The following is a 14,262-nucleotide window of genomic DNA, read 5'->3' as shown; positions in this document are numbered from 1 at the left end:
CCCCGTTCTCCTCCCCCACCCGTCCTCCGAAAGGAAAGCACCATGACTCCCAGGATCGCCGTTCCCGCCGCCGCCGTCTGTGCGGCCCTTTTTGCGTTGCTGCCGGCCACCGCCTCGGCCCAGGCCAAGGAGAAGTTCACCTTCGCCCTCAACTGGTTTGCCGTGGGCGACCACGCCGCCTACTGGGTGGCGCTGGACAAGGGTTACTACGCGCAGCGCGGCCTGGACGTGACGCTGGAAAACTCCAAGGGTTCGGGCGACTCCATCGCCAAGGTGGACACCAGCCGCGCCGACGCCGGCCTGGCCGATGCGGTGCCGGTGATCTCGGCCGCCTCGCGCGGTGCGCGCGTGAAGATGGTGGGCATGGTGTTCGACAAGACGCCCATGACCTTCTTCAGCCATGCCGACGCGCCGCTGCTCAAGCCCAAGGACCTGGAAGGCAAAACTGTGGCCGCACCCGCCGGCGACAGCCAGCGCCTGGCCTTCCCCGCCTTCGCGCGCCTGAACCAGATCGACCCGAACAAGGTGAGCTGGGTGAACATCGAGCCCACCGCCAAGGTGGCCTCCATTGCCGAGAAGCGCGTGGACGGCGTGGCCGACTACACCACCGGCCAGCCCTTCTACGACAAGGCCATGGGCCCGGGCAAGGCCGTGCGCCTGCAGTGGGCCGACTACGGCTTCGATCTCTACGCCATGTCCATCATCGCGGGCGAGAAGACCATGGCCGACAAGCCCAAGCAGCTCAAGGCCTTCCTGGAAGCCTCGTACATGGGCTGGCGCGACGTGATGGCCAACCCCAAGGAAGCGCTGGCCATCTTCAAGAAGCGCGTGCCCGAGATCGACGTGGCCATCATCGAGGCCAACATGATGATGGGCTTCGACCTCATGCGCACCAAGGGCTACGCCGACAACGGCATCGGCTGGATCGACGAGAAGAAGATGTGCGCCTCCACCGACATCGTCAACACCTACATGGGCCTGCCCAAGAAGGTGGAATGCAAGGCGGTGTTCAGCGGCGAGTTCTTCACCAAGGTGGCGATGCCGCTGCCGGTCAAGTAAGAAGAAACGAAGAAACGGACGAGATGAGCCCAGCAGCAGACAAAACGGATGGCGCGGCCTCGGGCCGCGTCCTCATCGAGGTGGACCATGCCGGCATGATCTACCAGGCCGAGAGCGGCCCGGTGGAGGCCCTGCGCGACATTTCGCTGCAGATCCGCGAAGGCGAGTTCGTGGCGCTGGTCGGTCCCAGCGGCTGCGGCAAGTCCACGCTGATGCGCGCCATCGCCGGCCTGCGCCCCGTCACCAGCGGGCGGATCCTGGTCGACGGCGTGCCGGTGAACCAGCCCATCCCCAAGGTGGGCATGGTGTTCCAGGCCGCGCTGCTGCTCAAGTGGCGCTCGGTGCTCGACAACGTGCTGCTGCCGGTGGAACTCTCCGGCGGCAACCCCGCGCAGTACCGCGAGCGCGCGCACGCGCTGCTCAAGATGGTGGGCCTGGGCGACTTCGCCAACAAGCGGCCGGGCGAGCTCTCGGGCGGCATGCAGCAGCGCGCCTCGCTCTGCCGCGCGCTGATCCTGGACCCGCCCATCCTGCTGATGGACGAGCCCTTCGGCGCGCTCGACGCGATGACGCGCGACGAGATGAACATCGAGCTGCTGCGCATCTGGGGCGAGAGCAGCGGCAGCGGCGGGCAGCGCAAGACCATTGTCTTCGTGACGCACTCGATCCCCGAAGCGGTGTTCCTGGCCGACCGGGTGGTGGTGATGTCGCCGCGCCCCGGGCGCGTGGCCAACATCCGCCAGGTCGAGATCGCGCGACCGCGCACCGCCGAAACGCGGGCCGACCCGGTGCTGGGCCGCATGTCCTTCGAGCTGTACACCGAACTCTCGGGCGCCACCGGCCGGCGCGAGACGCGGGCCGGCCCGCAGTGGTGAGGCCACGCCGCGCACGCGGCTGAAAGCGCGGCGCCGTGCGCATCGCCCTGTGCAACGAGGTTCTGGCGCCGCTGCCCCTGGCCCGCCAGTGCGAGGTGGCGGCGGCCCTGGGTTACGACGGCCTGGAAGTGGCGCCCTTCACGCTGGGCGAGACCGCGCCCGCCGACCAGCGCCGCGCAGGACGCTGGTATCGGGGTCTCGGGCCTGCACTGGCTGCTGCGCCAGCCCGAGGGCTTGTCCATCACCTCGGGCGACGCCGCGGTGCGCGCCCGCACCCTGGAGGCGATGCACCGCCAGATCGACCTCTGCGCCGAGCTCGGTGGCTCGGTGCTGGTGCACGGCTCGCCCGCGCAGCGCCGCCTGCCGCCGGGTGAAGAGGCCGCCGCGCGCGAGCGCGGCATCGAGGCCTTTGCCGCCGTGGCGGCGCACGCGCAGGCGGCCGGCGTCGTCTACTGCATCGAACCCCTGGCCGCGCCCGAGGCCGACTTCATCCACACCGTGGCCGAGGCCGCCGCCATCGTGCAGGCCATCGACCAGCCCGCCCTGCGCACCATGCTCGACTGCTGCGCCGCCGCGCGCGCCGAGGCCGAGCCGGTGCCCGCGGTGCTCGCGCGCTGGCTGCCCAGCGGCCTGCTCGCCCACGTGCAGGTGAACGACCCCAACCTGCGCGGCCCCGGCCAGGGCGCGCTGGCCTTCGCCGACATCCTTCGCACCCTGCGCCAGCACCGCTACGGCGGCTGGATCGCGGTGGAACCCTTCGACTACCAGCCCGATGGCCCCATGGCCGCCGCCCGCGCCATCGGCTACCTGCGAGGCCTGCTCGAGGCCCTTGAACCATGACCGATCTGTCCACCGCCCCCCGCGTGAAAGTCCTCGCCGTCGAGCGCTTCGAGTCGCCCTACCGGCTGCGCCTGCCGTTCCGCTTCGGCGTCATCACCGTGACCGAGGGCCGCCAGGCCATCGTGCGCGTGCGGGTGCGCCACGAGAACGGGCGCGAAGGCGTGGGCTATGCCGCCGAGGCCCTGGGCGCCAAGTGGTTCGACAAGAACCCCGCGCTCTCCGACGCACAGAACCTGCACCAGCTGCGCAAGGCGCTGGAGCTGACCGCCGACGCCTACGGCGCCGCGCCCTGGCTCAGCGCCTTCGACCTGTATGCCAACCACTACCGCGAGCTGCTGGACGCGGGCGCGGCCTGCGGCCTGAACCCGCTGGTGACCAGCTACGGCCCGGCGCTGATCGACCGCGCGGTGCTCGACGCCCTGTGCCGTCTTGAAAGCGTGAGCTTCTGGCAGGCGATGCAACACAACCTGCCCGGCATGCACGCGCACGCCATCGCGCCCGACCTGCAGGGCTTCGCGCTCGCGCCCTTCCTGCGCGGCTTGGCGCCCCTGGGCGCGCTGGCGGTGCGCCACACCGTGGGCCTGCTCGACCCCATCGTGGCGGGCGACCAGGCCGCCGGCACGCGCGTGAACGACGGCCTGCCGGAAACCCTGGACGAGGTGGTGGCGGCCTACGGCAACCGCTACTTCAAGCTCAAGGTCTCGGGCCAGGCCGACGCCGACCTGGAGCGGCTGCGCCGCATCGCCTCGGTGCTCGACCGTTTGCAAGACCCCTATGTGGTCACGCTGGACGGCAACGAGCAGTACGAGAACGCCGAGGCCATCGCCGCGCTGTGGCAGCGCATGGCCGCCGAGCCCGCGCTGCGCCGCCTGTGCGAGGCCACGCTGCTGATCGAGCAGCCCATCAAGCGGCAGATGGCGCTGGCCCAGCCGGTGGCGGCGCTGGCGCGGCACAAGCCGGTGATCATCGACGAGTCCGACGGCGACCTCGACGCCTTTCCGCGCGCGCGTGCGCTGGGCTACACCGGCGTGTCCACCAAGGCCTGCAAGGGCTTCTACAAATCGCTGCTCAACCTCGCGCGCTGCCAGGTGTGGAACCAGGCCGAGGGCCGCGAGGCGTACTTCATGTCGGCCGAAGACTTGACCACGCAGCCCGGCATCAGCGTGCAGCAGGACCTGGCGCTGGTGAGCCTGCTGGGCATCGGCCACGTGGAGCGCAACGCCCACCACTTCATCGACGGCTTCAACGGCCGCCCGCCCGCCGAGGCCGAGGCCTACCTGGCCGCGCACCCCGACCTGTACCACCGGCAAGCCGGCGGCGTGCGCCTGCGCATCGAGCGCGGGCAACTCACGCTCGGAACGCTCGCGGGCGTGGGCTTCGGCTCCGCGGTGGACCCGGACCTGAGCGACACCGCCGCCATGTCGCGCGCCGACTGGCCCCCCACTGCGACGGAGACCCCATGAGCCTCATCGACTACGAAAACCACGACGGCCTGGGCCTGGCGAAGCTGGTGAAGCAGGGCGAGGTCACGCCGCTGGAGCTGCTGGAAGCCGCGCTGGCGCGCATCGCCTTGCACAACCCGGCGCTCAACGCCGTGGTCACACCGCTCTGCGACGCGGCGCGCGCCGAGATCGCGCGCGGCCTGCCGGCCGGGCCGTTCCAGGGCGTGCCCTTCCTCGTGAAAGAGCTCGTGGCCTCGGTGGCGGGCGCGGCCACCACCGCGTCTTCGCGCCTGTACGCGAACAACACGGCCGCGGCCGACAGCGAGATCGTGGCGCGCCTGCGCCGCGCGGGGCTGGTGATCGCGGGCAAGACCAACTCGCCCGAGTTCGGGCTCTCGCCCGTCACCGAGTCGCTGCTGTACGGCGTGACGCGCAACCCCTGGAACACCGAGCTCTCGCCCGGCGGCTCCAGCGGCGGTGCGGCGGCGGCCGTGGCCTCGGGCATGGTGCCGCTGGCCCACGCCACCGACGGTGGCGGCTCCATCCGCATCCCGGCTTCGTGCTGCGGCCTGTTCGGCCTGAAGCCCACCCGCGCGCGCATCACCGCCGGCCCCGAAGGCGGTGAAGGCCTGAGCGGCCTGGCCCACCAGCACGTGGTGAGCCGCAGCGTGCGCGACAGCGCGGCCCTGCTCGACGCCATCGCCGGCCCCATGCCCGGCGACCCCTACCAGGCCGTGCCGCCCGAGCGGCCCTTCCTTGACGAAGTGGGCCGCGCGCCCGGGCGCCTGCGCATCGCCTTCGCCAGGACCGCGCCCACCGGCGTGCCCGTGGACCCGGCCTGCGTGGCGGCAGTGGAAGACGCCGCGCGCCTGTGTGAACAGCTGGGCCATCACGTGGAAGAGGCCTCGCCTGAGTACGACGCTGCGGCGGTGGAGCGCGGCTTCGAGATGGTGTTCGCGGCCAACACCATGGCCAACATCGCGCGCGCCACCGGCGGTGCCCTGCCCGATCGCGAGCTCGTCGAACCCCTGACCTACGCGCTGGCCGAGCTTGGCCGCGCGCCCAGTGCGGCCGACTACATCCTCAACCTGCAGGCGCTGCAACGGCAGTCGCGGCGCATCGCGGGCTTCTTCGAGCGCTTCGACGTGTGGCTCACGCCCACGCTGGCGCAGACGCCCCGGCCGCACGGCCACTTCGACATCTGCTCGGGCGACACGCGGGACTGGATGGGCAAGCTCGCCGCCTACCTGCCCTTCACCTACCCCTTCAACGTCACCGGCCAGCCGGCGGCCTCGGTGCCGCTGCACTGGACCGCCGACAACGTGCCCATCGGTTGCCAGTTTGCGGCGCGTTACGGCGAAGAGGGCCTGCTGTTGCGCCTGTGCGCGCAGCTGGAGGCCGCGCGGCCCTGGTTCCACCGGCGCCCGCCGATGAGCGGGCTGGCGCATGGCCACTGAAGATCAGACGGTCGACCTGCTCGTCATCGGTGGCGGCGTGGCCGGGCTCACGGCGGCGCTGGTGGCCGCCATCGAAGGCCTGAGCGTGCTGGTGTGCGAGAAGACCGCGCAACTCGGCGGTACCGCTGCCACCTCTGCCGGCACGGTGTGGATACCGGGCAGCCGCCAGAGCGAGCGCGCCGGCCTGGCCGACCCGGTGGTGCGCGCGCACCACTACCTGGCCGCCGAGATCGACACCGCCAGCGGCGCCGACCTGCGCGACGCCTTCCTGGCCACCGGCCCGCGCGTGCTCGAGTACCTGGCCCAACATTCCTGCGTGAGCTTCGTGCCCGCCGCGCGCCACCCCGACTACCACGACCACCATGCCGGCGCGGCCATCGGCGGGCGGGCGCTGGTGGCGCGCGCCTTCGACGGGCGCGAGCTGGGCCCGGACTTCGCGCGCGTGCGCCCGCCCATGCGCCACATGATGGTTCTGGGCGGCATGTCCGTCAGCAAGGACGACATCGCGCCGCTGCTGAGGCCCCTGGCCTCCCGGGCCGCGCTGCGCCACGTGCTGAGCCTAGTGGGCCGCCACGCGCGCGACCGCCTGCGCCACCCGCGCGGCACGCGGCTGGTGATGGGCAACGCGCTGATCGCGCGCCTGCTGCTGAGCCTGCGCCAGCGCGGCGTGGACCCGCTCATGGGCGTGGCGGTGCAGCAGCTGCACGAAGACGGCGGCCAGGTGAACGGCGCCACACTCTCGCAAGGCGGGCGCACCTGGCGCGTGCAGGCGCGCTGCGGCGTGGTGCTGGCCTGCGGCGGTTTCGGCCACGCACCCGAGTGGCGGCAACGCCTGCTGCCCGCACCGGCGCAGACGCATTCGCTGATGTTCGAGGGCAACACCGGCGACGGGCTGCGGCTGGCGCAGAGCGTGGGCGCTGCCATCGACGAGACTGGGCACCGCACGCCGGCCTTCTGGACGCCCGTGTCCGTGCTGCGCCAGGCCGATGGGCAGGAACAGCGCTTCCCGCACTTCGCGCTCGACCGAGCCAAGCCCGGGCTGATCGCGGTGGACGCGAGCGGGCGGCGCTTCGTCAACGAAGGCGACTCGTACCACGACTTCGTGCTCGCGATGCTCAACGCCTCGCCCGAGCCGGCGGTGCCCGCGCATTTGATCTGCGACGCCCACTTCCTGCACCGCTACGGCCTGGGGCTGGTGCGCCCGGGCGCGTGGCGGCTGAGGCCTTTCCTGCGCAGCGGCTACCTCAAACGCGCGCCCACGCTCGCGGCGCTGGCGGGCCAGCTCGGTGTGGACCCCGAGGGCCTGCGCGTCACCGTGGCGCGCCACAACGGCTTTGCCTACACCGGTGCGGACCTGGATTTCGGCAAGGGGTCGAGCGAACTCAACCGCTTCAACGGCGACCCGAACCACGGGCCCAACCCCTGCATCGGCCCCATCGCCACCGCGCCGTTCTACGCGGTGACGGTGTGGCCGGGCGACGCCGGCACCAGCGTGGGCCTGCGCACCGATGCGGACGCACGGGTGCTGCGCGCCGACGGCCAGGCCATCGCGGGGCTGTACGCCGCCGGGGCGGACATGGCGTCCATCATGCGGGGGCGTTACCCGGGGCCGGGGGTGACGCTGGGGCCGGCGATGGTGTTTGCGTGGCGCGCGGTGATGCACGCGGTGGTGCGGCGGTAGGGTGGTCTGCGCCGCTTGATGGAGAAACTGCGTCGGTCAGAAAAATCAAAGCGTGGGGCGGGCCGAGTGGTCGCTGCAGACTGGTCTCAGACATTCGTGACCGCGGCCTGAATGACGGCATCCACAAAGACCGGTCATTGAGCGCTGAGTTCGTGTGCCGTCAGGCAGCCTTGATGAGCTACGCGCTGAGCGGTTGAATCGCAGGAGCGGGCAGTCAGCCCGGCGCATCTCTACCGTGGAGGAAAAAACATTCGATTCTGAGGAGAGGTATCGGTCGCAGATGAAGCCGCCCGTTTTGTCTGAGACACCACAGAGGACGCCAAGCAGGACTTTCTATTCCAGGCTATCCGGCGCAGGCCCGGCGCTTCGATTCAAGGCGGCCGCCCTCCGCAGGGCTTCCTCCTCGGCATGTTTCTCAACTTGTTCTTGACTCTCGATCAGGATCTTGAATGCTTCGTCAGTGATGTCCTCGCAATAGCTTGGTTTTGGCGCAGGGCCACGCAAATGACGACGCGACAGCGGGACGATCAGATCCGCACTCGCCCGCAGCATATCCCTCGCATCGCATCGTTCACAGACAGACGTTGATCGGCGCCAGTCGTCACGCAATGCGAAATACTCTGCCTCGGCGCGAATCGCTTGCATCGCATCTTTAGGCGGGGCATGCTGGCGAATCCGCTGGCCGCTCCGAGCAGCCAGCGACGCCAGTCGATCGGCGCGTTGGGTAGAGCCATAAGCGAGTTCACACGAAGCCAGCCTGAACAACGAAGCTCGACGCATGATGCGAAACCTGGGTGCAGCCGTATGGGTGATGTACAACGCATCGGTGGAGTAGAGCTTGCTGTGGAACCACGCCGCGAATTGATCGACTCCAGGCCCATTAAAAGGAACGCTGGTCACAGGGCCGCCCCATGTGCCGGAGAACTTTTGCATCCGCTCCAGGGCCTCCACCGGGTCCGCAGTATGCAGCCAGTCAATGATCTGGAAATTGATAACTCGGCCGGTTTTCACAGCCTCTTCTCGGGCATCGGAATCCGCACTGGCCCACTGCGAACAGGGCTCGCTTGAAGTCATGAGTGTCGCCCAGGCGGCCACATCCGGGTCCTGCGCCAAAGGCTTACCCAAAAATCGAAGTGCAGCAGCCAGCTCTTCGACATCCAGATCACCGGTGTCAAAGTCGCTGATTTCATCCACTGGCTTGCAAACTGCTTTGCGGAGAGAGTCAAAGAGCACCTTGCGTGGCAACTCCGCGAATGACGCAGGCAAGTAGGCCAATTGCAATCGCACCATGTTTTGAAGGATGCCATCCTCGCCAAAAAGGGTGGTAGCTTCCAGGAAGCGCTCAAATCGATCATGAGCCCGACCTTTCCTTCGATGATCTCGCTGTTCAACAGGGCAGCGTGCGCCCTCTTGCTTGATTTCCGCCAAGCGACTCTCGAAAGCCTCGGAATCGAGATCGACAAGAGACGAGCACAGCAGTTTGGATTTTTCGGCCGCTGTGAAGCGATCGAATGTCCGCTTTGAAACCACGGGAGTATGTGTGTCCAAAGCGGCGATCTGCTTGTCCAACAACGACCTCACCGTCTGCAGCACATCCTCTGGCAGTTGTTCTCTCCACGGTATGCGGGTGATGAAACTCAAAATCTGGTTGAGAGTTTCTCCCTCTGGATGCTCAAGGCCACGGCGAATGGCTTTGTCGAATTCGGCCCAGGCAAAGTTGACGCGTTCCGATGTGGCGGAGACGTGTCGGGTATGAATTGCCACATGGTCCCAAGCCTGAAGTTGTGACAGCCAGACAACGAAAGGAAGATCTTCATCTGACGACCACCACTTTTGCAACAGCGGTTCGCGCACAGAGACAGGATTCTCACCATTTTGGCCAGCGAGCATGGCATTGACAAAGGCGGCAGGCAGGTCGAAAAGGTACTTGTGCTCAGCTGCCGTTCCTGCCAGCGCCAAGGTCCTGACCGCTGACATATGTGCGCGTGCCCTACACAGAGAACCTTTAGGACAGGTGTTGATAGCGGCCACGAAGAGACTCTCGTCCAACATTCCGCGCGCGGCGGCGCGTTGCACGAATTCATCTACCACTGGATAGGAGAAATCTGGCTCCACCCGATTCGCACCAAAAAGGCCTGGGTTGCCAAGCCCCGGCAACAACCTTGATTGAGACAACCATCGCATCTGGTCCAAATCTGCCGCCCCCAGCAATAGCGGGAAGCCGTATGCGTAAAAAAGCGTCCGAAGTTCTGGCGTGTCCAACTGAAAAACGCTTTCCACTAAGCGCTCGAGTTGATTGGCTCGCACGATGCTCTCCAGATAGGGGTGGAGAATGGACAGATCTGGTTCTACGCCAAACGATAGGTAGATGCCGCCCTGCATGCCAAGACTGCCTGCCTGTTCAAGACTTTCGGCCGGCAAGACGCTCCCCAATGCAACAGCCAAGCGTCTGGCATTGATCAAATCGTCAATGTGATACCTGGGCGTCGTAGGCGCCAGTACCCAAGCATGCACGGCAGAAAGGCTCACCACATTGAGCGATAGTGCCGTCGCAAATCCTGCGACGCCCGCAGCAACTGCAAATCCCATGCGATTGCCTGGAAGGTAGGTATCCGGGCACGGGGTGGAACCCGCAAAACGCGTGCCGTACCAAGAGGCAAGGCTGTCTCGCAGTCCCGGTGCCGGACTTGTACCGGAATGGCGCAGGACATGATGAAGTATGAGATTGATGCAGTCCCTGCTCTGAAAGTATGTCGTGTGTACCAGTTCGTTGAAAGTGAATGCGGTCGCTGCGCTGCGCTGCAGATCTGAGAATCCAGTAACCGGGTCGCGTCCCGAGGACAGGATCTCGCGCACTCTCAAGCCCAGCACCGCTGCGCGCTGGTTTGCTCGGAAGATGAGCTCGTCGTCGATGTCCTGTGGCAAGGGATGATGGGCGAGCTCCTGAGAAAGCGCACTGGCTGCCGCTCTCATCTCGAGGTGAGCGATGTTGCTTCCTTGAAGAGCCCGCGAAACCATGTTGTTGACAAACTGGTTTGTGGCGGTGGCAAGGGGCCTGACCATCGCTCCCAGAGTTGAGACGCTTCCGCCCCCGAGAATTTTCAGTGAGAACGAACCTGAGGCTCGGAGTCCAATGATCGGTTCATCTTGACGAGACCACAGCGCGAGATGCCTATCCCGCCGACTCGCCAACTTGTTGATCCTAGAGCGTCGAAGCAACTGCAACCCAAAAGGCAAGAGGCTTCCACCAGTCAGGATCGCCGCAACAAGGGGTAAGGCTAGCAATGCGAACCAAAGTGCGGTGATAGGCTTGTCATGCTCCCAGGCGAACCCAATATCGACATCGCGCAAGGTCAACAGGGCAATGGCCAACACAAGGCCTGATCCGAGCAGAACGAGCGCGTCAAAAAGCAACCGGGGCAGTCGCAGACCGTAGCGAAGATAAGGTGTACCTACTGACGTCCAGGATTGAACTGCGTCGAGTGCACTACCGGGAAGAGTTCCCAAGGCGTGTGCAATAACTGAGCCCCCGTGGCTATGCCCAACGAGGTGCACACGCTCACCCTCCGAGGCGATGGCGCGAATACGAAGCGCAAGCTGGCGCCCTGCTTGCCGCCGAGCCCGTTCACTGTTGTCTCCCGACCAGATGAAGCACTCAGGGGCAAACCCCCACTCTGCTAGCTCCGGCCAGAGTACGCCCGCCCTTTGCCACCAGGCTTCGCCTGCATCCGAAGGCGCACTGGCTCCTGTGCCGTGTACCAGAATGACATGCTCTTGATGCTCCATGCTCCCTCCTTGCTAGGGGGGCAATAGCCCAAAATAGGAATGTCCGTGAAGAAGGATGGCGCTGTCATCCACAAATGGGGGGAAGTGGGCTGGCTTCCTCAAACAGATTCATGGTTTGGTCCAGCCCTCGCCCTCGAGAGGCAGGTGGGTGGACTTCGGCTTGATCAAGACCATGACTGGGCGTGGCATCCGTCCCACGGGTTGGTACAAGGTCGCCACCATCGCCGGCTTCGGGCACGCCAACCCGAAAGCCCCAGGCCAGGGGCTCAGCGCCTACCAAGCGAAAAAAGACCGGCTGACCCAGCCGGTCAGTTCGTCGCGAAGCAATACATGAGCCCAGCGCTGCCGCTCATCTTGAGCTGATCGATGCTGCAGCCGCGCGTGCCGTGCGACGAGTTCCAGGACACGTTGGCGACCGGGTCGGGGTTGGTGCCCTTGCGGTCGTGGTGGCCCACCATGGCGGAGCCGCCATCGCTCTTCGTCCAGTTGCCGCAGGTCGTGTCCTTGCCGGGTTCGGGCACGGCCAGCGTGCCGTCGGGGCGCGAGCCGGTGAGGATGTCGTGGCGGTTGACCGCATCACCGGAGCCGGAGACGACTTCGCCCTTCTCGGTCAGCGAGGTTTCCTTGCCGAGCTTGGCGTTGGCGCTGTGCAGGTCGGCCACGCTGGTGGCGACGACGACACCCTTGGCGTTCGTCCATGGGCCGGTGCCGATCCGGTCGCGCGCATTGACGGCCGGCTGCCCGTCCATGGCGGTGGTGCTCAGGTAGGCGCGCCAGGTCTTGTTGCCCGCGCCCGCACTCGCGGCCAGCGACTGGCAGAAACGGTCGGCGCCGGCCAGGCCGCCGAGGTCGCCACCCTTGCCGGGGTTGGTGCTGGTGATGAAGAAGCTCAGGGGGTTGCCGCCCGATGGCTTCATGGCACCGCAACCGGCGATGAGGGCGACCGTTGCAACGGCGGTGCTGGCGAAAAGAACGACACGGCTGGGCATGCGAGTCTCCTGAGCACGATGGGAGCCCGCAGGCTAACGCAAGGCCGTGTCAGCGGCAACCCCAGCCACATTCGTCGCGTGGTCTCAGTAAGCCGTCTCGCGGGCTTCCACCACCAGCGACAGCACCCGCGAGCCCTTGCAGGCCGCCTTGGCGCGCACGCGGCAGTCGGCATCGGCCTCGACCACCAGGCGGTGGTGGTACTCCAGGCCGTCGGTTTCCCCTGGGTTGTGGCTCGGGATGCGGCGAGACCACAGCAGCTGGCCGTCCACCTCCACGCTCAGTTCGTGCGAGCTCTCGGCGGCGTCTGCCTGCACAGAAACCAGCAGCGTGGCGTCGAGGTCGAAGGTGCGTTTGCGGCCCAGTGCCGCGGGAATCACCAGCAAGGCGACGGCGTCGGTGCCCGCGTCATACTTCCAATATTCCAGAGTCATGGGGAAAGTCTAAGCGCATGACAAGCTTCCGAATCCAGATTGACGGCCAGGCGGCCGAGGCTGAGGCCGACAGCGAAACCAGCCTGTTCGCCGCCATGGCGCGCGCGGGCATTGCGTGGCCGGTGTCCTGTCGCAACGGCACCTGCCGCACCTGCATCGCCCGCTTGCTGCGGGGAAAAGTGCGCTACGACATTCCCTGGCCTGGCCTGAGCGCCGACGAAAAAGAGGAGGGGGGCTACTGCCTGCCCTGCGTGGCCCGGCCCATGGAGGATGTGGTCATCAGCCGGGCTTGAAACCGAGCCGCGCAAAAAAAACAGCCCCCGAAGGGGCTGCGAAAAAAGGTGGAGTCATCCGGGATGGACCACCCTTGGAGAACCGTTGCGACCACAGTGCGGCCAGATGGGTTTCTGAGCCGCGCTGCGAGTAAAAAGTTCAGAACGTGTGGCGGATGCCCACGGCGAACTCGGTGATGTCGTTGTCGGCTGCCGAGGTCAGGCCGGCCGGCAGGGCCGCATTGAAACGACCCAGGCCACCGGCGCCGGCGTTGGCGTCGTTGCTGAAGCGGGTCAGGCTCGAATAGAGGGCCGTGCGCTTGGACAGGTCGTAGACCACACCCACGCCGAAGGCCTTGCTGTCTGCGTTGTTCAGGTTCTTGGGCGAATTGACGACGTACTGCGCTTTCCAGGTGGTCTTGCCGGTCTGGTAGTCCACACCAACCCAGGCGCCCTCGCCGTCGAGATCGGTCGCGCGCTTGTCGTCGAAGTGCATGTAGCCGGCCACCACGCGGAAGGGCGCGAAGTTGTAGGCGCCAGAAAGGGTGCCGATGCGCGCGTCCGTCGAGTTCACGCCGATGCCGCCGCGCGCCTCGTCGGTGAGGTAGGAGCCGAGCACGTCGAAGCCATGGCCGGTGTAGCGCACCGAGGCTTCCATGACCCGGTTGTCGCCGCTGGCGCCTGCAACCTCACCCATGCCGTAGACCGCACCCAGCTTGAAGCCGGCCAGGCTCGGGGACTCGTACTTGATGGAGTTGTTGAGCCGCGCAGGGCCGCCGTTGCCCGTGGCGCCGGCCTGAGGCGGCACACCCGTGGCCGAAGCGCCGCGCACCGGCTCGTAGCCACCACCGAAGCCACCGATGAGCGCGGTGGACGGGCCGGAGGCCGCGCTGGTGAACAGGCTGTGGTCGTTCGTCGCGGCGTAGAGCGCGGTGGTTTGCCGGCCGAGCGAGAACGAGCCGAAGCCGCCGGACAAGCCCACGCTCGCCTGACGGCCGAACAGCGCGCCGCCCTGGCCGCTGGTGCCGTCGTCCACGTTCACGCCGCCTTCCAGCGTGAAGTTCGCGCGCAGGCCACCGCCCAGGTCTTCCGAGCCGCGCATGCCGAAGCGGCTGCCGGCCAGGCCACCCGACTGAGCGCGGGACAGCGAGTTCGCGCCGTTCGCGTACTGATAGAACATGTCGGCCACGCCATACAGCGTGACGCTCGATTGGGCAAAAGAAGGGGCGGCAAGTGCGGCCAGAGCGGCCGCAGCGGCGATTTTTTTCATGGAGTGTTTCTTGAAGAAGGTTGGCATGGAGCCGTGCTTGCGCCCCATGGAGAAAACTATAGGGACGACCTCGCTTCAGATAAAGATGAATACCGGTAGTAGTCTGTTTCTATTGCGGCAACAATGCGCCTGATGGAACCCACCACCCCCTCCCTGCCG

12 protein-coding genes are annotated in these 14,262 nt (G+C 66.8%); 8 read left to right on the top strand and 4 right to left on the bottom strand.

Annotation, left to right across the window (positions count from 1 at the left end; genetic code table 11):
- Nucleotides 1-42: 42 nt before the first annotated feature.
- The 6 genes from AC07ZS_RS28500 (at nucleotide 43) to AC07ZS_RS28475 (ending at nucleotide 7,354) form a co-directional block, all read left to right on the top strand.
- Nucleotides 43-1,059 (top strand): ABC transporter substrate-binding protein, encoded by a 1,017-nt coding sequence (locus AC07ZS_RS28500; RefSeq protein WP_494801807.1) that lies wholly within the window; start codon nucleotides 43-45, stop codon nucleotides 1,057-1,059.
- 95 nt (nucleotides 1,060-1,154) lie between these two features.
- The gene (locus AC07ZS_RS28495) at nucleotides 1,155-1,934 is read left to right on the top strand and encodes an ABC transporter ATP-binding protein (RefSeq protein WP_494801809.1); all 780 of its coding nucleotides are present in this window, start codon (nucleotides 1,155-1,157) and stop codon (nucleotides 1,932-1,934) included.
- A gap of 189 nt (nucleotides 1,935-2,123) precedes the next feature.
- A complete protein-coding gene (locus AC07ZS_RS28490) occupies nucleotides 2,124-2,774 on the top strand; it encodes a sugar phosphate isomerase/epimerase family protein (RefSeq protein ID WP_494801808.1) in 651 nt (216 codons plus the stop codon).
- Nucleotides 2,771-4,237, top strand: a complete 1,467-nt coding sequence (locus tag AC07ZS_RS28485; RefSeq protein ID WP_494801806.1) for an enolase-like domain-containing protein — start codon at nucleotides 2,771-2,773, stop codon at nucleotides 4,235-4,237. The genes AC07ZS_RS28490 and AC07ZS_RS28485 overlap by 4 nt, the downstream gene beginning before the upstream one ends.
- A complete protein-coding gene (locus AC07ZS_RS28480) occupies nucleotides 4,234-5,673 on the top strand; it encodes an amidase (RefSeq protein ID WP_494801805.1) in 1,440 nt (479 codons plus the stop codon). Before AC07ZS_RS28485 ends, AC07ZS_RS28480 begins: the two co-directional genes overlap by 4 nt.
- Nucleotides 5,663-7,354, top strand: a complete 1,692-nt coding sequence (locus AC07ZS_RS28475) for an FAD-dependent oxidoreductase (RefSeq protein WP_494801804.1) — start codon at nucleotides 5,663-5,665, stop codon at nucleotides 7,352-7,354. The genes AC07ZS_RS28480 and AC07ZS_RS28475 overlap by 11 nt, the downstream gene beginning before the upstream one ends.
- Before the next feature lie 333 nt (nucleotides 7,355-7,687).
- Here the strand turns inward: AC07ZS_RS28475 and AC07ZS_RS28470 are convergent, their stop codons facing one another.
- On the bottom strand, nucleotides 7,688-11,140 hold the full coding sequence (locus AC07ZS_RS28470) for an esterase/lipase family protein (RefSeq protein WP_494801803.1): 3,453 nt from the start codon (nucleotides 11,138-11,140) through the stop codon (nucleotides 7,688-7,690).
- Nucleotides 11,141-11,300: 160 nt separating this feature from the next.
- On the opposite strand from AC07ZS_RS28470, the gene AC07ZS_RS28465 reads away from it, so the two are divergent.
- Nucleotides 11,301-11,474 carry a hypothetical protein gene (locus tag AC07ZS_RS28465; RefSeq protein ID WP_494801802.1) on the top strand — a complete coding sequence of 58 codons (174 nt, stop codon included), beginning with the start codon at nucleotides 11,301-11,303 and terminating at the stop codon, nucleotides 11,472-11,474.
- On the opposite strand, the gene AC07ZS_RS28460 is transcribed toward AC07ZS_RS28465, so the two are convergent.
- The gene (locus AC07ZS_RS28460; RefSeq protein ID WP_494801801.1) at nucleotides 11,449-12,129 is read right to left on the bottom strand and encodes a hypothetical protein; all 681 of its coding nucleotides are present in this window, start codon (nucleotides 12,127-12,129) and stop codon (nucleotides 11,449-11,451) included. The genes AC07ZS_RS28465 and AC07ZS_RS28460 overlap by 26 nt on opposite strands.
- 84 nt (nucleotides 12,130-12,213) lie before the next feature.
- Complete coding sequence (locus tag AC07ZS_RS28455; protein ID WP_494801800.1) at nucleotides 12,214-12,561, bottom strand: hypothetical protein; 348 nt, start codon at nucleotides 12,559-12,561, stop codon at nucleotides 12,214-12,216.
- Nucleotides 12,562-12,578: 17 nt separating this feature from the next.
- On the opposite strand from AC07ZS_RS28455, the gene AC07ZS_RS28450 reads away from it, so the two are divergent.
- Nucleotides 12,579-12,854, top strand: a complete 276-nt coding sequence (locus tag AC07ZS_RS28450; protein ID WP_494801799.1) for a 2Fe-2S iron-sulfur cluster-binding protein — start codon at nucleotides 12,579-12,581, stop codon at nucleotides 12,852-12,854.
- 139 nt (nucleotides 12,855-12,993) lie between these two features.
- On the opposite strand, the gene AC07ZS_RS28445 is transcribed toward AC07ZS_RS28450, so the two are convergent.
- Complete coding sequence (locus tag AC07ZS_RS28445) at nucleotides 12,994-14,103, bottom strand: porin (protein WP_494801798.1); 1,110 nt, start codon at nucleotides 14,101-14,103, stop codon at nucleotides 12,994-12,996.
- Between the last annotated feature and the right edge of the window lie 159 nt (nucleotides 14,104-14,262).

This window comes from Hydrogenophaga sp. GW456-12-10-14-TSB4, assembly GCF_059424305.1.
The sequence above is the reverse complement of the archived record's forward strand: the minus strand, read 5'-3'. Positions and strand labels throughout refer to the sequence as shown.